Source organism: Photorhabdus heterorhabditis, from assembly GCF_018448905.1.
GTDB lineage: Bacteria > Pseudomonadota > Gammaproteobacteria > Enterobacterales > Enterobacteriaceae > Photorhabdus > Photorhabdus heterorhabditis.
Genome location: NZ_RCWA01000003.1, coordinates 53,640 through 73,898 on the forward strand (window position 1 = coordinate 53,640; position 20,259 = coordinate 73,898).

18 protein-coding genes and 1 pseudogene are annotated in these 20,259 nt (G+C 39.4%); 9 read left to right on the forward strand and 10 right to left on the reverse strand.

Features of this window, described 5'->3' with window-relative positions; translation table 11 throughout:
* Positions 1 to 6 precede the first annotated feature (6 nt).
* Positions 7 to 1,326, reverse strand: coding sequence for a xylose isomerase (gene xylA, locus EAE89_RS02580; RefSeq protein WP_149616668.1), 1,320 nt, complete (start codon positions 1,324 to 1,326; stop codon positions 7 to 9).
* Positions 1,327 to 1,603: 277 nt separating this feature from the next.
* On the opposite strand from xylA, the gene EAE89_RS02585 reads away from it, so the two are divergent.
* Entirely contained in the window at positions 1,604 to 2,785 is a 1,182-nt protein-coding gene (locus EAE89_RS02585; RefSeq protein WP_214085326.1) for a XylR family transcriptional regulator, read from the forward strand.
* A 140-nt stretch (positions 2,786 to 2,925) separates the two neighbouring features.
* Here EAE89_RS02585 and EAE89_RS02590 read toward each other — a convergent pair whose 3' ends face one another.
* Positions 2,926 to 4,239: a glycoside hydrolase family 30 protein gene (locus EAE89_RS02590; RefSeq protein ID WP_214085327.1), complete on the reverse strand. Its 1,314-nt coding sequence runs from the start codon at positions 4,237 to 4,239 to the stop codon at positions 2,926 to 2,928.
* Positions 4,240 to 4,732: 493 nt separating this feature from the next.
* Here EAE89_RS02590 and EAE89_RS02595 point away from each other — a divergent pair, with 493 nt between their 5' ends.
* Positions 4,733 to 5,116, forward strand: coding sequence for a nuclear transport factor 2 family protein (locus EAE89_RS02595; protein WP_054475515.1), 384 nt, complete (start codon positions 4,733 to 4,735; stop codon positions 5,114 to 5,116).
* Positions 5,117 to 5,289: 173 nt separating this feature from the next.
* Positions 5,290 to 6,621, forward strand: a complete 1,332-nt coding sequence (aptA, locus tag EAE89_RS02600) for an omega-aminotransferase AptA (RefSeq protein WP_214085328.1) — start codon at positions 5,290 to 5,292, stop codon at positions 6,619 to 6,621.
* 135 nt (positions 6,622 to 6,756) lie between these two features.
* Here the strand turns inward: aptA and EAE89_RS02605 are convergent, their stop codons facing one another.
* The gene (locus tag EAE89_RS02605; protein WP_214085329.1) at positions 6,757 to 7,743 is read right to left on the reverse strand and encodes an alpha/beta hydrolase family protein; all 987 of its coding nucleotides are present in this window, start codon (positions 7,741 to 7,743) and stop codon (positions 6,757 to 6,759) included.
* A 273-nt stretch (positions 7,744 to 8,016) separates the two neighbouring features.
* On the opposite strand from EAE89_RS02605, the gene EAE89_RS02610 reads away from it, so the two are divergent.
* From EAE89_RS02610 to EAE89_RS02620, 3 genes are all read left to right on the forward strand, one after another.
* Positions 8,017 to 8,295: a type II toxin-antitoxin system TacA family antitoxin gene (locus EAE89_RS02610; protein WP_172908031.1), complete on the forward strand. Its 279-nt coding sequence runs from the start codon at positions 8,017 to 8,019 to the stop codon at positions 8,293 to 8,295.
* Complete coding sequence (locus tag EAE89_RS02615) at positions 8,292 to 8,816, forward strand: GNAT family N-acetyltransferase (protein WP_214085330.1); 525 nt, start codon at positions 8,292 to 8,294, stop codon at positions 8,814 to 8,816. Before EAE89_RS02610 ends, EAE89_RS02615 begins: the two co-directional genes overlap by 4 nt.
* Before the next feature lie 243 nt (positions 8,817 to 9,059).
* Entirely contained in the window at positions 9,060 to 10,235 is a 1,176-nt protein-coding gene (locus EAE89_RS02620; protein ID WP_214085331.1) for a DmpA family aminopeptidase, read from the forward strand.
* A 6-nt stretch (positions 10,236 to 10,241) separates the two neighbouring features.
* Here the strand turns inward: EAE89_RS02620 and EAE89_RS02625 are convergent.
* From EAE89_RS02625 to EAE89_RS02645, 5 genes and pseudogenes are all read right to left on the reverse strand, one after another.
* Positions 10,242 to 10,487, reverse strand: a pseudogene (locus EAE89_RS02625) (type II toxin-antitoxin system death-on-curing family toxin); the annotation flags it as partial.
* Positions 10,488 to 10,588: 101 nt separating this feature from the next.
* A complete protein-coding gene (locus EAE89_RS02630) occupies positions 10,589 to 10,975 on the reverse strand; it encodes a type II toxin-antitoxin system death-on-curing family toxin (protein ID WP_149616661.1) in 387 nt (128 codons plus the stop codon).
* The gene (locus EAE89_RS02635; protein WP_054475504.1) at positions 10,972 to 11,193 is read right to left on the reverse strand and encodes a type II toxin-antitoxin system Phd/YefM family antitoxin; all 222 of its coding nucleotides are present in this window, start codon (positions 11,191 to 11,193) and stop codon (positions 10,972 to 10,974) included. The genes EAE89_RS02630 and EAE89_RS02635 overlap by 4 nt, the downstream gene beginning before the upstream one ends.
* A gap of 358 nt (positions 11,194 to 11,551) precedes the next feature.
* Complete coding sequence (locus EAE89_RS02640) at positions 11,552 to 11,959, reverse strand: type II toxin-antitoxin system HicB family antitoxin (RefSeq protein WP_133813054.1); 408 nt, start codon at positions 11,957 to 11,959, stop codon at positions 11,552 to 11,554.
* 286 nt (positions 11,960 to 12,245) lie between these two features.
* Entirely contained in the window at positions 12,246 to 12,689 is a 444-nt protein-coding gene (locus EAE89_RS02645) for a cupin domain-containing protein (protein ID WP_214085333.1), read from the reverse strand.
* Between the two features lie 268 nt (positions 12,690 to 12,957).
* Between EAE89_RS02645 and EAE89_RS02650 the strand changes: the two genes are divergently transcribed.
* Entirely contained in the window at positions 12,958 to 13,851 is an 894-nt protein-coding gene (locus EAE89_RS02650; RefSeq protein WP_214085334.1) for a dihydrodipicolinate synthase family protein, read from the forward strand.
* A gap of 227 nt (positions 13,852 to 14,078) precedes the next feature.
* The gene (locus EAE89_RS02655) at positions 14,079 to 15,104 is read left to right on the forward strand and encodes a P1 family peptidase (protein ID WP_054475494.1); all 1,026 of its coding nucleotides are present in this window, start codon (positions 14,079 to 14,081) and stop codon (positions 15,102 to 15,104) included.
* 81 nt (positions 15,105 to 15,185) lie between these two features.
* On the opposite strand, the gene EAE89_RS02660 is transcribed toward EAE89_RS02655, so the two are convergent.
* A complete protein-coding gene (locus tag EAE89_RS02660; protein WP_149616655.1) occupies positions 15,186 to 16,064 on the reverse strand; it encodes an Insecticial toxin in 879 nt (292 codons plus the stop codon).
* A gap of 391 nt (positions 16,065 to 16,455) precedes the next feature.
* Positions 16,456 to 18,150: a glycoside hydrolase family 18 protein gene (locus tag EAE89_RS02665; RefSeq protein ID WP_054475490.1), complete on the reverse strand. Its 1,695-nt coding sequence runs from the start codon at positions 18,148 to 18,150 to the stop codon at positions 16,456 to 16,458.
* Positions 18,151 to 18,565: 415 nt separating this feature from the next.
* On the opposite strand from EAE89_RS02665, the gene stlA reads away from it, so the two are divergent.
* Complete coding sequence (gene stlA / locus EAE89_RS02670) at positions 18,566 to 20,164, forward strand: phenylalanine ammonia-lyase StlA (RefSeq protein ID WP_054475488.1); 1,599 nt, start codon at positions 18,566 to 18,568, stop codon at positions 20,162 to 20,164.
* The last annotated feature ends 95 nt before the right edge of the window (positions 20,165 to 20,259 follow it).

Below are 20,259 nucleotides of genomic sequence, written 5' to 3' on the forward strand. Positions count from 1 at the left end.
ATTCATTTAACCATGAATATAACGATTAATAAGATTTTCCAGCCATTCCTGTTGCCCACTTTGATGTTTAGGTTCTTGTGTCAGTCTTGCTGCATAATCAGCAACTTCATCAAGCGTCATTCTTCCTTTAAGAATATTTTTACCTAATTCACTATGCCAACCGGAATAACGTTGAGCGATATATTTATCTAATTTACCGTCTGATAATATTTTCATGGCATTTTTTAATGATAAGGCCATCGTGTCAATTGCACCGATATGTCCATAGAATAGATCTTCAATATCGATACTTTGGCGGCGAACTTTTGCATCAAAATTTAAACCGCCTGTTGTAAAGCCACCGGATTTTAATATTTCATACATCACGAGCGAATTTTCTTCTACACTATGGGGAAACTGATCGGTATCCCAACCAAGTTGAGCATCCCCGCGATTTGCATCAATAGAACCAAATAGACCTAATGCAATTGCTGTCGCAACTTCATGTTGAAATGAGTGCCCGGCTAATGTGGCATGGTTGGCTTCAATATTCAGCTTAATTTCGTTTTCCAAGCCAAACTGTTTTAGAAAACCGTAAACTGTCGCTACGTCATAATCATATTGGTGTTTAGTTGGCTCCTGGGGTTTAGGTTCAATAAGCAAGGTGCCCTGAAAACCAATTTTATATTTATAATCTACAACCATTTGCATAAAACGACCGATCTGTTCTCTTTCCTGGCGTAAATCTGTATTGAGCAAACTTTCATAACCTTCACGTCCTCCCCAGAGTACATAGTTTTCACCAGCCAATTTTTTAGTTATTTGCATGGCTTGACATACCTGTGCTGATGCATAAGCGAAAATATTTGGATCGGGGTTAGTTGATGCACCGGCAGCATAACGCGGATGGGTAAAACAATTTGCCGTTCCCCATAATAACTTAACACCGGTCAGCTCTTGTTTGTTGGCAAGAATATCGGACATGACATTCAAATTATAAATATATTCTTTTAAGGAATAACCTTCAGGGGAGACATCAATATCATGGAAACAATAAAAAGGAATATTCAGCTTGTAGAAAAACTCAAAAGCAACATCCGCTTTAAGTTTAGCTCGTTCTAAGGCATTACCTCCTTTTTGCCAAAAACGTTCAAAGGCGCCAGAACCAAACATATCGGAACCATTCCAGCAGAAGTTATGCCAATAGCAAGCAGCAAAACGTAGATGATCTTTCATTTTTTTACCCAGAATAATCTCTTCAGGATTATAGTGGCGGAAAACTAATGGATTATTGCTTTGCCTACCTTCATAAATAATTCTATTGATTTTCTTAAAATACTGGTGCATATCAACCTCTATCTATATACCCGTTATCTTTCAAGTTGCCTCTTTGTTGGCTGTTTTCACTTACCCTGGTCACAGAGTTATCATAGACATACGTGAGTGTATAAAATTTTGTTTATCAACTGCTATTTTTTCAATTGTGTTATTTTATTTCTTCATTAAGATTATTGTTAATTGTGTGATTTATCTCATAATTTGGCATTAATTTAATCCTGAAAATAGAAAAATAATTATGATTCACACTGTATATATTCAATTTTAATCTTCAAGGTCACCAACAATGCCTAGACGCTATCACATAACATTATTATTCAACGCCAATAAAGCTTATGATCGTCAAGTGATAGAAGGAATAGGGGGATATTTACAGGCATCTCAATGTAATTGGGATATTTTCATTGAGGAAGATTTCACCACTAAATTAAATGGCTTGAAAACCTTGCAGAGTGATGGAATTATTGCTGATTTTGATGATATGGAAATTCAACGTTTTTTCAGTCACTTAGACATTCCTGTTGTTGGTATTGGTGGTTCTTATCACCAGGAAAATCATTATCCTGCGGCGCATTATATTGCGACAAATAACTTTGCTTTAATAGCGAGTGCGTTTAATCATTTAAAAGCTAAGGGTATTAAACGTTTTGCATTTTATGGTTTACCGCCAGCTAGTGGTAAACGATGGGCAATAGAACGTGAATATGCTTTTCGGCAATTGGTTGAAAAAGAAAAATATCAAGGTATTGTATATCAGGGAATGGAGATAACGCCAGAAAACTGGTTTTACGCACAAAATAGATTAAAAGATTGGCTCCAAATTTTACCCTCAAATATAGGAATTATCGCGGTAACAGATGCAAGAGCCAGACATATTTTAGCAGCATGTGAACATTTGGATATTCCTATTCCTGATAAAGTCTGTGTTATAGGTATCGATAATGAAGAAATAGCCCGTTTTCTTTCACGTACTGGACTATCTTCCGTTGTGCAAGGTACACAACAAATGGGCTATCAGGCTGCAAAATTACTTCATCGGCTGCTTGATGGTTATGCGCCTAAAAAATATCATCGTCAGTTAATTCCACCTTTAAAAGTTATTGCAAGACAATCGACAGATTTTCGTGCATTAAAAGATCCCGCTGTCATTCAGGCAATGCACTATATTCGCCATAATGCTTGCAAAGGGATAAAAGTTGAACAAGTTATTGATGCCGTGGGCATGTCACGTTCTAATCTTGAAAGCCGTTTTAAAAGTGAGTTTGGGCAAACAATTCATACTATCATTCATAATAATAAATTAGATAAAGTCAAAAATCTTTTAACAGATACCTCTATTCCAATAAGTGAAATTGCCAGTATTTGTGGATATTCTTCTTTACATTACTTTTACTCTATGTTTAAAAGAAATTATAATATAACACCTAAAGAATATCGGAACAGATATAAAATTATTAAAAAAATTTAAACGTTAAATGACATTTTTAATGTAATAAACCATCCGTTAAATTAACAGGATGGTTTTTAATTAGATATTTTTGCCATTCCCATGGTGTATAGCTTAGTATATCTAAATCATCTGATAAAATAGACCAAGCAAATAATAACTTAGCTAAAAATAATAGAATTAATAGAGTTAGGCTCTAAGAAAATATGCCAAACATCATTGTTATAATTTATATTTAGTGGTTGTTTTTCTTTATGCGCGTTATTTACATTAACTACAATAGATCCATCTTTATTCTCGAAAGCGACAGAATTTCCTGACATATTACCTTCTAACTCAACATGTTCCGCATCAGGTAAAATTAAACCAGAAAAATGGCGCATGACATAATACTCGGGATTATATATTACTTCGTTTGTTCCTTTGGGAATACTTATCATGCTATTTTGTTGCCAACCCCAACTACTTTCTCCACCTGAATGCAGCACCATATTCCAGTACAAATAACCATTAGCACCATTAGTTAAATAATGTCTGAAAAGTGTAAATATATAATGGGAATATTCCCAACTATTATGACCATTACCACATTCATTTTCAGTTTGATAATATTTTAATTCTGGGTAGCTTTGTACTGTCCTTTGAATAGCATTTTTTCCTTGCCATTGATAACCAACACCTTTTATATATTTATAGGCGTCTGCATCACGCAATACACAGTTTGCGTAATCATCATAATCCTGTCCAACTTCTTTGGAGAATTCTGGTGCATTAATTGTGCCTAACCAAATTTCAGTTTTTATATTATTTTGTTCGAATTTAGGACCAAGGTATTTCTTTATAAAATCTCTTAATTGTTCACCACTCCACACACAAGAAGGGAACTTTTGATCTGCGGCAACTTCATTTTGAATATGAATTTGAGCAATTGCAATGTCTTCTTTCTGATATTCTTCAACAAATTTCGTGAAATATAAAGCATATGCATCCTGGCTTTGAAAATCACTCTTTAATTTACCAAAATTATATACCTGATGAGTTTTAAGCCATATAGGGGGACTCCACGGTGAAGCAGATATTTTTAGGTTAGGTTGTCTTTTTAAAGCTTCTTTTATATAGGGAATGAGTAAGCGTTTATCTCTTTGAATGGAGAAATGTGCCATACTATAATCATCTTCAATATCATTTAAACTATACCAGGAAACCGCATAATCACTGGCACCAATAGGCATTCTGGCTAATGTAAATTTGCACTCTCCATCGGGTGAAAATAATTTATCTAAAATGGTCTTTCTATTTTCTTTATCTAGTTCTAATAAAGATTTCATTCCAAGCTCATTAAAGCAACCACCAAATCCGTCTAACTTACGACCTCGTTTATTAGTGATAATTAAATTGGGTTTTTTATCTGTTTTTGTAATAAATTCTTCTTCTTTCCATTTTTCTTTATCATTTGTATAAATAAATTTAATCATGTTTTATATCCTGCTATTGTTAAATATAAGTAAATTCACATAATATTATTTCTTTGTTGCAACCAATTAAGCACAGTTAATTTGGTTTTAATATTACGTTATTTCACAAATGGTTTAACTTAACTGGTTTTTTTGAATTCCATCACATATCTTTTATCGGGATCATTTTTTGATTATAAACCATAGTGTTAATAATATAGATGTTTACATTAAATTAAAGGGTAGGGTAGAAGCCGCTCTTAAGAAAATAAACGTAACTACACAACACACATGTATTAAGTACATATATTAAGTACATATATTAAGTACAACAGGGTATGGGGAATGCGTCATTATACGGGAGCAGTATCGATTCACCGCAAGGAAAGTACTAAATTCTCGTAATATGACCGTTAAAACTCATAAATTTATTTTATGTATGATATAAAAGCTATGGCTATTCCGGCTTACGGTTTTCAACATCCATATTTACCTTAAATTAAGGAGTTATTACATGAACAACCCAACCTATATTCAGGAATACAATGCTATCGTTGAAGTTATAAACAAGTACAAAGAAGGCTGTGCAAAAGCTAACAGCGACATGATGAAACCTGCTTTTAATGAACAAGCGACCATTTTTGGTGTTGATGACGATAACACGTTGGTTGGTGGTCCGATTCAGGGGCTTTTTGACATCATCGACAACACGTTCTGTCCATCCCCGGAAACGAAAATTGGCATCGTTAGTATCGATATTGTAGGAACCGCCGCCAGTGCTCGTATTGATATGGACGACCTTTCTGGTTTCCGTTTCACCGATTTCCTCCATCTCTTGAAAGTGGACGGTAAGTGGACAATTGTCAGCAAAATCTACCACACTCATCAAAACACATAAGCCAAAGCGATATGGGGCTAATTCAAGTCTCTATCATAAGCCTGACAGCGTTCTTTTTGGACTCTGTTGAAGCCGAATTAATAGGTGCGTAAATACAAAGTATTTAAATATGTTGGCGAAAATAGAGGTGGGGCACTAAACTCAAATTTTACTTTTGTGAGAGGAAGTTAGCTATGTCTGAAACCCGTTTTTCTGAATCGTTAAACCTGAAATCTCACTGGATGCCATTCAGCGGCAACCGAAATTTCCAACGCGATCCGCGCCTTATCGTCGCAGCTGAGGGACAATGGCTAAAGGATGATAAAGGGCGCAAGATTTATGACAGTTTGTCCGGTCTTTGGACTTGCGGAGCGGGTCATACCCGAACAGAAATTCAGAAAGCTGTTGCTGATCAATTAAGTACGCTCGATTACTCGCCAGGATTTCAGTTCGGTCATCCTTTATCGTTTCAACTGGCAGAAAAAATTGTCAATTTAACACCTGGTAATCTCAATCACGTCTTTTTCACCAGTTCAGGTTCTGAATCTATAGACACCGCAGTTAAAATAGCGCGAGCTTACTGGCGTGTGAAAGGCCAACCCGAGAAAACCAAACTGATTGGCCGTGTGCTTGGCTATCATGGTGTCAATATTGCTGGTACCAGTTTGGGGGGGATTGGTAATAACCGCAAAATGTTCGGGCAGTTGATGGACGTAGATCATTTACCCCATACGTTACAGAGTGGTATGGCATTTACGCCAGGTATGGCGAAAACCGGCGGCGTGGAGTTGGCCAATGAAATGCTCAAGTTGATTGAACTGCATGATGCCTCCAATATCGCGGCGGTTATTATCGAGCCGGTGTGTGGCTCCGCTGGTGCGATTATTCCACCTAAAGGGTATCTACAGCGTTTGCGTGAAATTTGCGATCAGCATAATATTTTGTTGATTTTTGACGAGGTTATTACCGGCTTTGGCCGCATGGGGCGCTGGACGGGGGCTGAATATTTTGGAGTGACACCAGATATTCTTAACTTTGCCAAACAAATTACCAATGGCGCTATTCCTCTGGGAGGTGTAGTAGCAAGCAGTGAAATTTATGAAGCTTTTATGTCTCAACCGCTACCGGAACACGCCGTGGAGTTCAGTCATGGTTATACCTATTCGGCACACCCCGTAGCCTGTGCCGCTGGACTAGCAACCTTGGAACTGCTGGATAAAGACCATCTTATCCAGCGCTCTGCCGAACTTGCTCCTCACTTCGAAATCGCTCTTCATTCTCTCGGAAACTGTCCAAATGTGACTGATGTCCGCAACTGTGGCTTGATAGGGGCAATTCAGTTGGCGGCCCGTGATGGTGATGCTGCTGTGCGTCCTTTTGATGCCAGCATAGCGCTTTGGAAAGCGGGTTTTTATGTCCGCTTTAGCGGCAATACGCTGCAATTCGGGCCTATGTTCAATGCTGAACGAGCTGATTTGGATCGCCTTTTTGACGCCGTAGGTGAAGTCTTACATTACATTAACTGAGGATAGGGCGGGTAACCCGCCCAGAATAAGGTGATGAAAGGGTACGAAAATGCTCAGTAGTGAAACGGACCATTGAAAACAGTGGTCCATTTATCGACCAAACGCGAATATAAAAATAATAGTGTACAAATATGACTAAAACGTCTTGTTTTGTAACGTTCTTTTAAAAAACTGAATGACCTCATCATTAAACTCTTTGTGAAAATTTATGCGGTCAAAACCAGCCGGGTCTGTACAAATTATTGGTACATCACGTTTTTGTCGAATGGTGCACGGGGCAAGAAAAGAAAAATGGCCTGCATTCTTTGCAATATGAAATTCTGGAGCAAATCTCAGGGCATTTCTTATCGATTCTATATCTTTCAGTACCACACCATCACCACCGAATTCAGACGCCCATAGTTGTATTGGTGCAGAAACACTTTTAAATCCATCTTGCGAGAACAAATTGAGTGGATCGGCAAGCACGAAAGCTCTTATACGAATGTCACTTTTAGGTAATACCAGAAATTCTCGTTCACGAGCTTCTTTGCAAAGTGGCAAATCATCACGCAAGCAAAAATTGGCAGCCATCCCATAATCCGGTTTAGCTCCTGCTGCGGCTAAACCTGTATAACCGCCTCGAGAGAAACCAAAAAAACCAATTTCTCCTGATGCTAAATGCGTATGTTCTGGCCATGTTCCAGTCATGAAATCAATCAGACGTTTTATATCATTTGGACGATTTACAAACACACGTAAGTGTCCTTGATCGGACACGTCCTGAAAATTGTCGCCAGGATGATTGATGGCTGCAACAACAAAACCGGCATCAGCCAATGCTTCTGCCGTGTCGTGATGCCCTAAGAACGATCCCGCACTTCCATGTGAAATAATCACCAATGACCACATTGATCCAGATGCTACACAATCACGCACCCCAGGTAAGGTAAATGGCCCAAGTTGAAATTGACCCGCAGGTGATTGGCATGGATACCAAACAGCCCCATGCATCTCAGGACCCTGTTCGTCCGCTGGAACATCAATCAAGCTAAATCCAGCCGCTTGTACACTCTGAATAAATGCTATCAGCATAAATGTACTGAGTGCAGCGAGAAAATAGTGAATGGTTGAACGTAGCATAGGGATATTTTCCTTAATCGAAACTTATTGAGATAATAGAGTAGTGAGAATATTGTTTCGAGAACTATTTTCAAGAACATGGAAGCCTCGTTTTCAGGTTTCTAATCAAAGCTGAACTCTTTTTCCCAAAAACAATTGGTTTCAATGAGAGGAGAGAGTTGGCACTCAGAAACTCTGTGTAATCCGTTCGAATAGCACTTTCACTGCGTATACCTTGCTGGCCGGTACGCTTTAATGTACAATTTTAATACGTACAAATAGGAGGGCTTAACCATGCCTCAGATCCCAGTAGAAACTAACGACCGTATGTCGCTACGTATCGCCTCAGAAGAAAAATCGCTGTTAATACGTGCAGCCGCTTTACAGCATACCAACTTGACTGAGTTCGTGATCCGCAATGTGATGCCAATAGCACGAAAAATTATCGACGAGAATGAGCGGCTGGAGTTGACAGAAAGAGATAGTTTGCATGTTCTGGATCTTTTAGATAACCCACCGGCACCCAATGACAAATTGATGGCTGCCGCATTTGCCTTGCCGAAACAATCATGATGCTATCGATTTGGCATGAAGAAGCTATTGGCAAATATCATGATCGTACCTCCTTTAATTGCGGTGATGAGGCGCTGAATCAGTTTTTACATCTCCATGCAAGGCAGAGCCATGAGAAAGGTGGAGCAAAAACTTTCCTGGCTGTTAGCGGGGGCAATAAAAAGATATTGGGCTATTACAGTTTAAGCCCGGCCTCCATTGCTTACGAACGAGCGCCTGAAGTGATTAAACGCGGTTTGACTCGACATGAAGTACCGGTATTTCGGCTTGGCCGCCTAGCTGTAGATTCTTCAGTACAGGGGCAAGGACTTGGCGGGCAGTTATTGCTTACAGCTGGGCGGCGTTGTTTGTTGGTAGCTGCTCATGCCGGCGGAGTGGCATTGTTGATTGATGCCAAAAATGAGCGTGTCGCTCAGTGGTATACCAGCTATGGTGCTATTTCGTTATTAGATGCTCCTCTATTTTTGCTGTTACCATTCAAAACGATCCATACAGCGCTGACTACAGCGGGGAAGCTCTAACACTAATGCCTTCATGATACATCCTCTCATTTTTATGTTTTCAATATCATTTGTATAGACAATGAATGGACAGTAAGCAATTTAACTTATGTTGAATATTTAGTGATGGAAATTTTTTAACCGAGATCCCGAAAAAAGATACAAAAGGGCATACAGACTGGCCGAAAACGAATCCTTTTCATATTATATTGTGGATCTTGATATTCTGATCTTGAGCCTACAAGTTAATTACAAGGAGTAATTGTGAAAATATTGAATATTATAATTTTATCTATATCGACAATAATAGCTTCCAATTCTTTAGCCAATGAGATGAGAGCAAGGGACTTAGGCATTCCGTTCTCTGGCGTAACGGGGAAATATAATGCGATTACAGATGTCAGCGGTGTACAAGTTGGCTATTCAACCATAATAGAAGGCAATGGCAAGCTAGAGGTTAGAAAAGGCCCAATAAGAACCGGCGTGACAGCTATATTGCCAAGGGGGAAGAAATTTAGCCCAGTATTTTCGGGTATATTCTCTTTAAATGGAAATGGAGATATGACAGGCAATCAATGGGTCAAAGAGAGTGGTTTCTTGGAAACGCCAATATTAATCACTAACACTCATAGCGTTGGAGTGGTCAGAGACTCAACAATTAGCTGGATGATTGATAACAATCTAACATCACCACTAAAAGATGATTTATTTTGGTTATTACCTGTGGTTGCAGAAACGTGGGATGGAATATTAAATGATATAAACGGTATGCATGTAAAAAAAGAACATGTATATAATGCGTTGAATAGTGCTAAATCAGGAGCGATAGAAGAGGGTAATGTCGGTGGGGGAACGGGAATGAACCTTTTTAAATTTAAAGGGGGCACAGGTACTTCATCAAGAGTTCTGGATAAAGAAGATGGAGGATATACTGTTGGAGTTCTTGTTCAGGGCAACTTTGGTAATCGTGATGACTTAATTATTGCGGGGATTCCGGTTGGTAAAGAAATACAGGATCTTGAGCCGATATATCATGGGAGTAAGAAAAAAATAAAGGATGCGGGTTCTATAATAGCCGTCGTAGCCACAGATGCACCATTAGCGCCTCACCAATTAGAAAAAATAGCCAAAAGGGTATCTCTTGGGCTTGCAAAAGTAGGTGGTGTAGCCAGAAATACTAGCGGTGAGATATTTATTGCATTTTCAACCGCAAATAATGATGCATTCTCCAGAGATAAGGCAAAAACAATAAAAATTCTGCCAAATGACAAACTAGATCCTTTATATGAAGCAACAATAAACGCAACAGAAGAAGCAATAATTAATGCCATGATTGCCGCTAAAAAAATGGTTGGGAGAAATAGTAATACTTCCTATCCTATTCCTAAAGATAGGGTTAAAGAGATATTAAAAAAACATAATGTACTTAATATCACCTGAGAGATATTAGTTCAGACAAGGTGAATCCGAGCTGTCCACCAATTCCCGCAAATATTGAGCTAACTGACTGACAGTTTTCTCACCGGTAGCAGCTTCTACAGTTAGGTTTTCCAGCATATTGCCGTTGTCTCGAATACGAACACCATTACGCCATAGAAAAGTCGTAGTCACGAGAAATGCAGTCCGCTTATTACCGTCATTAAAGATATGACCACGAGCAATCGACACCCAGTAAGGGTGTGTCAATTCCCACTCTGTACCGCTGGTTGCTAGCGCCTACCTAGATGGAAATGAATGTCACTGCTCCAGTGATGATCGTGAGATATCGGTAAGTAGGGGCATGGTTTCTTCCATTAATTCCTTGAACTGTCCACCAGTTCACGCAAACACTGCGCCAACTGGTCTACCGTTTTTTCCCCAGTAGCTGCTTCAACCGTCAGATTTTCCAGCGTATTGTCAGTATCGTGAATACGGATGCCATTACGCCAAAGAAAGGTCATAGTAACGAAAAAAGCAGTGCGTTTATTGCCATCGTGAAAGATATGACCGCGGGCGATAGCGATCCAGTAAGTAGCCGCCAGTTCAAACAGATCAGTGACGCCTTCGTAGTGAACACGATTCTGCACCCGATAAATCAACGCCTGTGCTCTGCCGGGGTCAGATAGACCTGCCACACCAGGAAAGCGTTGTAAAATTCGATCGTGGAAGGCAATGACTTCCTGTGCGCTGACCCAAATCATCGGTCAGTCAGCGCCTTGATCGTGTGTTCATGCCGTTGCATGATGGCATCAAATTCCGCATCCAGTTTGGAATTTTGATAGGCCTCGAATTCGGCTTTGCTGATCAGCACGGCGGCACTGCCGTCACGACGGGTGATTTCAACAGGCTCACCATTTAACGCGGTATCCAGTACGGTGGAAATATTGGCTCTGGCCTGTGTGGTGGTATAGGTTTGCATGGTTATTTCCTGATATGTACGAGTATAGTGTACGTTTAAATTGTACATTACCCTAGGGCTAATGTGTAAATACATTTCATCGGCATATAAAATCACCCATAATCACTTACGTAACATTAGACAATCCGCTTTTCGCCGACAATAACGTCCTGCAAGAAGAATATGGGGGCGGGGTAACTGTATGATTGATCGTGGTCTGCGGGCGGTTATGAACTAAATGAATGGCGGACTAAATTTAACATAATATACATTAGGCGCACTATGGTTATAACACCAATATAGTCATATCACTTTGGTATTCTTAAAAGAAAAAGCCCGCTAACAGCAGGCTTTTCATGGTTTTGATAGAGGAATTATCTTACGAGTGTTTCGACAGCTCACGTCGAGCCAATTCAGCCAAGAATCCGCTGCGGCTATGATACTCACGATGTGAGTTCACGTATTCATCAATTCTACCCAACAAAAATTGAGGCATAGTAATGTTTAGCTTGATGGCTTTTCCATCGTATTTAGTTAAATCCATATCAACATAAGCCCAACTACCGCCAGTGCAATCTTCATTGCTTAGATGGTCAGCAACAGTTCTGGCTTGTACTGGAGCCTCACCCTTTTCGCTCATGTATTCAAAATAAGTATCTAATGCGTTTTGAGCATCGCTAATAGCGTCGTCAATGGTATCACCAGCAAAGTAACATCCGATCACGTCTGGCACAAAACCAGAAAACGATCCGTCGTCAGCCTGATGTAAATAAATAGGATATCTCATGCTTACACCTTCTCTTTGATTAAAGAGCGGCCTTTCAACCGCTTAATTAAGTTATTTCAGTCCTGCTTAAGTATTTTAGTGACATTTTAAACTTGGAATAACAACTTACTGCTGTATCGTGTGACGGGCAATATTAAATATGTCTTCATCAGCCAACTCGGAAAACTTATACATTTAAGTCTTTCGTTGCCATTACAAAAATATCATCCATGCTGTTTTTGCTGACAGGAGAATTCAGGCCATCCCAACGCTGACACGTTCTTTCGTCTTCATGCCTGAATGATTTTTACTCAGCGGGTTTAGAAAGCGGGATATCTTTTTGCCCCGCGTAGAAGACCAAGAGAGTAACGCCTTCTTTGCCTGTGTAACCGCGATGAGTGCTGTCAACCATCTCAGGTAACACCTCTCCCGCCTTTATAAGACGTTTTTCACCACTGGATTTTTTCTCTGCCGTTAACACCCCGTTCAGCACGTAAGCGGCATTAGGTATCGGGTGCTGATGCCAGTCAAGACTGGTATTTGGAGCAATAGTAATTTTGAGAACTGAAAGCTGAGGTGTGCCTTTAGGATATCCCTGATAAGGCACGTCATCCCAAGATTTTTCAGTCTCAAGCAATTTTTCAATGTTAATACCCGCAGTATTGCTGCTATGTGCTTGAATGAAAAACGGAGTAATGAGGAAAGCAAAAGATGTAAAGAAGAGTGATAAAGTTTGAATAGATAGCCGCATATGGGATTCCTTGTACATAAATAATTGGGTAGGTGACCTGTGGCAATTAGTCAATATAAGATTATCTAATGATTTCTGTTATTCCGTCAATTGAACAATCGCGGGTCCGTGAGGATGCGTTAAAACAGGCTTGTAAAGCCGTATCCATAAGATGGTGAACCCGCTATTATTAGAATTGAAACTAATCTCATCAGTCTGGAAGAAAAATAATTAGTTGATTCTCACGGGTAGCTTCAATTATTCATTTATTAAGAAACAGGAGAAAAAAATGTTTACCGGATTGAGTGCTTTTCCTTTAACACCGCTGTGTGGCAATAAGGTGGATGAGAAAACATTTATCTCGCTTATTGAAAATCTTGTTGAGGCTGGAGTGGATTCTGTCGGCGCACTGGGATCGACGGGGAGCTACGCCTATCTTACATTGCCGGAACGTGCACATGTCGCCCGACTAGCTGTTGAACATGCGAACGGTATACCGGTTATGGTCAGCATTGGAGCGCTGCGTGTAGCAGATATACTCAATCTTGCTGAAGATGCCCAGCACGCGGGTGCTAGCGCGGTAATGCTGGCTCCTGTTTCTTACCAACGCCCCACACCGGATGAGGTGTATTCACTCTATGAAGAAGTCAGCCGCCATCTATCCGTGCCGCTCTGTGTCTATGATAATCCTGCAACGACAGGTTTTGAATTCAACGATGAGTTACTGATTAATATTGCCAGTTTACCGTTTGTCAGCTCGCTCAAACTTGCTCGCTTGCCGCAAGAGCTGTCTTTGGCTACACAACGGGTGAATGCACTTCGTTCCCGCCTTCCCGGCCACGTTTCGCTCGGAATCAGCGGGGACTGGCAAGCGGCGACGGGTCTTTGTGCGGGATGTGATGTCTGGTTCTCTGTTATAGGTGGACTTTTTCCGCAAACTGCACAGGCTATTACCCGCGCAGCAAAGGATAATGATGAAAAAACGGTACAGATGTTGTCGGCTGCCCTTGAGCCTGTCTGGAGGCTTTTCAGAACCCATGGTAGCCTCAGGGTCACCGCAGCCGCCGCTGAGTTGCTGAACAAAGTAACCGCCCCTTGCCTTCCCTTTCCACTCAAATCATTATCAGGTCAGTCCCGTGATCAGCTAGATGCTATTCTCGAAGATTTAAAAAAACTTATTTAAACTAAATGATGAAAAATATGCTCGCCGGAAATTTCCTTTTCCGGCGAAGAGAGCCATCTTTCTTTTCATAAGTGCATAATCTCTGTCTAACCTTGAATATCCCCCCTTCGTTTATCAAGCTGAATTCATGCCAAAAATCACAGTTTGTTTAGTCGTCTTTGCTATGATTTACTGCAAAATCATTAATATACTTTATGAATAACTTTAAAGATTAAGGTGGGTAATTTATGTATAAGACAAATGGAACAATCCTGGATGTACCGGGTATCAAAGTTGGGCATGCTGAAGATGAGTTGAAACAAACCGGTTGTAGCGTAATTATTTTCGACGATGGGGCTGTTTGTGGTGTTGATGTCAGAGGTTCTGCTCCGGGGACAAGGGAAACCGAACTTTTAGACCCTATTAATACTGTTCAGAAAACCAACGCATTGGTGCTAAGTGGAGGGAGTGCTTTTGGATTAGATTCCGCCTCTGGCGTCATGCGCTATCTTGAAGAAAGAAAAAAAGGTTTTGATGTCGGTGTCGCTGTTGTGCCTATCGTTCCTGCCGCAATCATATTTGATCTAAATTTTGGTGATCCTGCTGTTCGTCCTGACGCTAATATGGGCTATATTGCATCGAAAAATGCTTCTACAAATTCTTTTCCATCGGGCAATATTGGTGCAGGTGCTGGGGCCACTATAGGTAAAATGGCCGGTTTTGATAAAGCTATGAAAGGTGGGCTTGGGACAGCATCTGTTAAGTTAGCTGGGGGACTGACAGTCGGCGCCATGGTTGTTGTAAATGCTGTTGGTGAAATCAGAGACCCTAAAAATGGTAAAACTATTGCAGGTGCATGTGATGAAAATGGCCACCTTATCGATCTTATTTCCTACGTTTTAGAAAATTATAAAGATCATCATTTCACTCAGGGGAAAAATACGACCATTGGCATAATTTGTTGTAACGCAAATATGAATAAAAGCCAGATGAAAAAAGTTGCCCAGATGGCTCATGATGGGCTTGCGAGGACGATATATCCTGTTCATACCATGAGTGACGGGGACACTATTTTTGCAGCGACAACAGGTGGTGTAGATTCATCGGTGAATATTGTTGGTATGCTTGCAGCGGAGGTTATGGCTGTTGCGGTTTTAGATGCTGTGAAATCAGCTAAGTCAAAATTTGGGGTTAGAGGTTATGCTGATTTAGCAAATACTTCTATATCCAGTGACGTCCCAAGTGTCACCGGAGCCAACAAAGAAGTACGATGAAATCCAAAACGTCTTACCACCCTTTTCACGAATGAGTTAAAAGGGTGATTTGGCCTGAGCTAATACAATTAACAGTAATGTTTATTTTTTCCGACTAAATCTTGCCATACCCGGTTTTTTAGGATTAGGAACAAAGCCCGGATTTCCAGCGCCCGGTTTCCAACTCACTTTCATTTTTGCACCAACCTTGTTGTAAAACTTTTCTAATTCATAAATATCATTGGCTATTATCCATTTTCCTTTACAGATGATAGCAACTGGAAACTCTCCAGGTTCGGCAACAACTTTGACAATCCCACCTCGTTTTTTGACTTCTTCTCTCTCTTTGTCCATAGCAAAAGCAGGATAACTTACCTGAGGACCATGTCTGATAACATTATGTTCTATATCTTCAAATGGCCGGTTTAAATCAGCGTGGGCAATAAATCGGTTAATCAGATCGATTATTTTCTTTTCTTCTAATGAAGCAGATGGAACTGAATGTGGTTGCGTCGTGAAACTAATCATGTCATGCATATCATAGTCACCAGTGAAAGGCAGCGCGGCCCAGTTTTCTTTTCCTTTTAAGGAAGAGAGACTTGCCTCGAGATTGTTTAAATCTATTGGATAAATTCTTCTGTCACCACTGCTCATATATATACCTTTAAGATGACCACTTTTTTTATCCCAGTGACCGACATAACCCTCAATAGATGCCTTCCGCACCTTATTTATGACATCTGAAGCTTCATCTCCAAAATATGCTTTTCTAATTGAACCAGGTTTAATTGTTTTTTCAAGAATATCGTGTCCTTTCGCGGCAGCGCCTTTACTAAGCGCTTTCAGAGTTGGTTCACCTGCCGCCCGAAAACTGACAGCAAAATTACCCATTTTAGACGCTTTTTCAATCGCCTTCATGTGCCCTTCCCAAATAAATTCTCTCTTAACTTGCTGGCGAACACCAAAGTCATTCTCGAACATATTTATAAATCCTTTGAATAGTCTAAGCGCGGAATAATAAAAATAAGATTAATATTAACTTATTTAAATATCCTCCACTCTATATTGTATATTTATATAAAATAACTCTAAACCAAGTTAATGCCTACATCACGATTAAATATTAATTTTATGACAAATCAGAAACTGTAAACACAAAGCTAAAAGTCCACTTCGGTAATGAAATTGTTGGAATTTCATTGCGTAGTGCTTAAAATGCTATACCCAATAAATTTCAAATTGCAGAGCGGCGGCAAGAGAACGCAGCCAACAAAGCAGCAACTTGAAAGATGACGGGTATATATGCAGATTAAAGAAAGAAATAACACCACCAGTACATATATTGTACTGGTGGCTTGGGTTTAATTAATTATTAAATTTTTATCCAGGGATAAGCATCATCAGATGTTCCAGCGCCGTCAGGTACGGTTCCCCTATTCCACCATTTAGCTTCCCAGTTTTGACCTTTCCAGCTGACTTTATCGCCAGCTTTATACTCATTATTTGCATCCCATGTTGGGTAATCTCCGCCCTTGTCCTGATCACCCGGATCAACATTGACACCTTTGAAGTAGAATGGCGTCATATCTATTTTTTGGGTAATTAGCTCACAGCCAAGACCTTCTCTTGCGGCATTGACTAACAAACCTCGGTCTTGGTCTGCGGTCCATGTAAATATTCCACCCAAGTTCTTCTCCAATGCATATTGAGCCTTGGATTTAACGGAACGAGGGGTGTCAGTCGAAATAAACAATTTGCTTTCCTCATTGTAGAGATAATCAGCATCTGCTATTTCATCTGTATATAATTTAAAGTTATTCCTCCCTTTCTTTCCTTCTAAATCCAGATAATTATATATTGTGTCGTACCATTCTATTGTTCCTGATTCAAACGAGCCTGTTGTCGTAATTTTGGGATCTTTTTTCGGAACATAGCCAGGATCATAACTACCAGACAATGGAGAATAGCTATCAATAACGGTATTTCTAGCATTGCGTGAATATCCAGCATAACCAATATTGATTGCAGATGCTGGAACACCAATACTTAGTAAATATTCAACCGCTTTTTCTACACTATTCTCACCTTCTGGATAATTACGGAGATTCGTATGATGTAGCAGTTTTTCAGCCCATGGAGTACCAAAGAAATCATAGGTCATCACGTTAATACCATATAGTCCGGCTTTCAATAATTCTGGTATTTTTGATTTCTCCATTTTTTCTGGTACTGCGGAACAGGCTATGCTTATTTTTATATCTGAACGCCCTGCTTCTTTGAAAGCAGCTGTTAAGTCCTGAATTAAGCTAATATAATAATCACCATCATCAGGCGCGTAAATATTACCTTCGTTCCCTGCAACTCCTGGATATTCCCAGTCAATATCAATCTCAGTAAACATGGGAAAACGTTGGAATATATCAACCAGACTTGAGCAGAAATAAGATTTCAGTGTTTCATCTCTGACCATATTATAAAAACCATTACTCATGGTCCAACCACCAACACTGAATGACATAATAAGGTCATGGCCCTGAGCTTTTGCAGCCTGTTGAATTTTAGCCAATCCACCTAATACGCCCATACTTTTAGATTGATCAAAATCCCTTGGCATTTGGATATCCTGCCAACCAGCATAAGTACAATTCTGATAAGACTGGCAATCACCCCATGCATCTGTAAATGTCACTTCTCCATTATTGGTACGGTTAAATAGTGGTGCTTGTTCTTTAATTTGCTGCTTTTTTTCACCTTCATCACCTAATATTCCACAGAACCCAATAATTAATTTATCATAAGCGAAAGGATTATCTAAAAGGTGTTGTAAATCTATTCCTCTACCTCGACTGGTGGGATCTTGATTCCCTTGTAATCTGCCATCATATTGTGACCAATCTGTATAATACCCGAAAATTTTCGGTTTATTTCGTGTATCATATTTATTATAAACAGGTAATAAAACTCTCCCTGATGTGTAACTGAAATTTATTGTCTCCGTTGATGGGTTGAAATTATCTATTTGGTAAGACTGTTCACTAAGAAAATCTGTCTGGATTATTTTTGACATAAATGACCTCGATTATATATCAATTTATTTATGTTGATTAACATTCCGCAACTTTATTTCTTACAGTGATGCAATTACAGTCTAACTTGTTTTATTAGGAAAACAACTAATTGCTATTTTTTTGATTGTTAATGGTTAACTTAATTTTATGTCAATGTGTATGATATTATCACTTGTTTATTATAAGATGGAAAAATTAAAAGCAATAGTCTCAATTTGAAAATATATTAATTTGACATTATCATAACTTCCAATTTAAATAAAATTCCGTAAATTAATTTTTACGAACCATTGATTTTAATTTTATTTTCAGGTGGCTATTTTTCTGTGTTTTATACTTATACTAATTTGTATCATTAAGGGAGTTTGTTTCTTTAATATATTATTATCATTCTTATTTTATACGGAGATGAAAATGACCGCTAAAGATATTCAGCCAACCATTATTATTAATGAAAATGGTTTTATCTCTCTGGAAGATATCGATCAGATTGCGACAAAACAGAAAAAAGTAGAGATATCAAAGGGTGTCATAGATATTTTGAATCGTGGTCGTGAAAAATTAGAGGAAAAATTAAACTCAGGAGAGGTGATATATGGGATTAATACCGGATTTGGGGGAAATGCCAATTTAGTTGTGCCGTTTGAGAAGATTTCAGAACATCAGGAAAATTTGTTAACTTTTCTTTCTGCTGGCACTGGGGACTATATGTCCAAAACGTGTATTAGAGCTTCACAATTTACGGTGTTACTTTCTGTTTGCAAAGGTTGGTCTGCAACTAGGCCAATTGTCGCTCAAACGATAGCCGATCATCTTAACCATGATATTGTGCCTCTGGTTCCCCGATATGGCTCAGTGGGTGCAAGCGGTGATTTAATTCCTTTATCTTATATTGCACGGGCATTATGTGGTATTGGTCAAGTTAATTATATGGGCGAAGAAATTAGCGCGGCTGAGGCAATTAAACGTGCAGGATTGACGCCGTTATCCTTACAAGCAAAAGAAGGACTCGCTCTTATTAATGGCACTCGGGTGATGTCGGGTATCAGTTCAGTTACAGTTATTAAACTGGAAAAACTATTAAAAGCCACACTTTCTTCTATTGCATTGGCTGTTGAAGCATTACTCGCATCTCATGAACATTATGATGCCAGAATTCAGCAAGTTAAAAACCATCCTGGACAGAAAGCAGTAGCTAGTACATTGCGTAATTTATTGGAAGGTTCGACACAGATCAATTTATTAGCAGGGATTAAAGAACAAGCGAATAAAGCTTGGCGTCACCAAGAAATCACCCGGCTAAATGATACTTTACAAGAAGTTTACTCAATTCGTTGTGCACCGCAAATATTAGGTATAGTTCCAGAATCTTTAGCTACAGCTCGAAAAATATTGGAGCGGGAAGTTATTTCTGCTAATGATAATCCTTTGATTGATCCAGAAAATGGTGATGTTTTACATGGTGGGAATTTTATGGGGCAATATGTTGCCCGGACTATGGATGCATTAAAGTTGGATATTGCTTTAATTGCCAATCATCTTCATGCAATTGTAGCGTTGATGATGGATAGCCGTTTCTCCCGTGGATTACCAAATTCACTTAGCCCAACTCCCGGTATGTACCAAGGTCTGAAAGGTATCCAACTTTCACAAACAGCTTTGGTTGCTGCAATTCGCCATGATTGTGCTGCATCTGGTATACATACTTTGGCGACAGAGCAATACAATCAAGATATTGTGAGCTTGGGTTTGCATGCCGCGCAAGATGTTCTGGAGATGGAACAGAAGTTACGTAATATTGTTTCAATGACAATTCTGGTAGTTTGTCAGGCAATTTATCTCCGTGGCAATATTAGTAAACTTGCACCTGAAACAGCTAAGTTTTACCATGCGGTACGCGAAATCAGCTCTCCTCTGGAGGCAGATCGTGCATTGGATAAAGATATAATTCGGATTGCAGATGCAATTATTAATGATCAACTTCCTTTGCCAGAAATCATTCTTGAAGAATAAGAATAAAGTTACTGAAATTCTTCAATGATCTCTTGACTAAAAATGCAGAACCCCATTTACTTGCTGGGATAAAAGCAATATCGGTAAATAAGGGG

What these genes read in the sequence shown, in the direction of transcription:
- stlA (WP_054475488.1), top strand. Translation starts at nt 18,566, where the DNA reads ATGACCGCTAAAGATATTCAGCCAACCATTATTATTAATGAAAATGGT.
- EAE89_RS02660 (WP_149616655.1), bottom strand. Translation starts at nt 16,064, where the DNA reads ATGTTCGAGAATGACTTTGGTGTTCGCCAGCAAGTTAAGAGAGAATTT.
- EAE89_RS02610 (WP_172908031.1), top strand. Translation starts at nt 8,017, where the DNA reads ATGCCTCAGATCCCAGTAGAAACTAACGACCGTATGTCGCTACGTATC.
- xylA (WP_149616668.1), bottom strand. Translation starts at nt 1,326, where the DNA reads ATGCACCAGTATTTTAAGAAAATCAATAGAATTATTTATGAAGGTAGG.
- EAE89_RS02585 (WP_214085326.1), top strand. Translation starts at nt 1,604, where the DNA reads ATGCCTAGACGCTATCACATAACATTATTATTCAACGCCAATAAAGCT.
- EAE89_RS02640 (WP_133813054.1), bottom strand. Translation starts at nt 11,959, where the DNA reads ATGAGATATCCTATTTATTTACATCAGGCTGACGACGGATCGTTTTCT.
- EAE89_RS02650 (WP_214085334.1), top strand. Translation starts at nt 12,958, where the DNA reads ATGTTTACCGGATTGAGTGCTTTTCCTTTAACACCGCTGTGTGGCAAT.
- EAE89_RS02665 (WP_054475490.1), bottom strand. Translation starts at nt 18,150, where the DNA reads ATGTCAAAAATAATCCAGACAGATTTTCTTAGTGAACAGTCTTACCAA.
- EAE89_RS02590 (WP_214085327.1), bottom strand. Translation starts at nt 4,239, where the DNA reads ATGATTAAATTTATTTATACAAATGATAAAGAAAAATGGAAAGAAGAA.
- EAE89_RS02635 (WP_054475504.1), bottom strand. Translation starts at nt 11,193, where the DNA reads ATGCAAACCTATACCACCACACAGGCCAGAGCCAATATTTCCACCGTA.
- EAE89_RS02605 (WP_214085329.1), bottom strand. Translation starts at nt 7,743, where the DNA reads ATGCTACGTTCAACCATTCACTATTTTCTCGCTGCACTCAGTACATTT.
- EAE89_RS02615 (WP_214085330.1), top strand. Translation starts at nt 8,292, where the DNA reads ATGATGCTATCGATTTGGCATGAAGAAGCTATTGGCAAATATCATGAT.
- EAE89_RS02655 (WP_054475494.1), top strand. Translation starts at nt 14,079, where the DNA reads ATGTATAAGACAAATGGAACAATCCTGGATGTACCGGGTATCAAAGTT.
- aptA (WP_214085328.1), top strand. Translation starts at nt 5,290, where the DNA reads ATGTCTGAAACCCGTTTTTCTGAATCGTTAAACCTGAAATCTCACTGG.
- EAE89_RS02645 (WP_214085333.1), bottom strand. Translation starts at nt 12,689, where the DNA reads ATGCGGCTATCTATTCAAACTTTATCACTCTTCTTTACATCTTTTGCT.
- EAE89_RS02595 (WP_054475515.1), top strand. Translation starts at nt 4,733, where the DNA reads ATGAACAACCCAACCTATATTCAGGAATACAATGCTATCGTTGAAGTT.
- EAE89_RS02630 (WP_149616661.1), bottom strand. Translation starts at nt 10,975, where the DNA reads ATGATTTGGGTCAGCGCACAGGAAGTCATTGCCTTCCACGATCGAATT.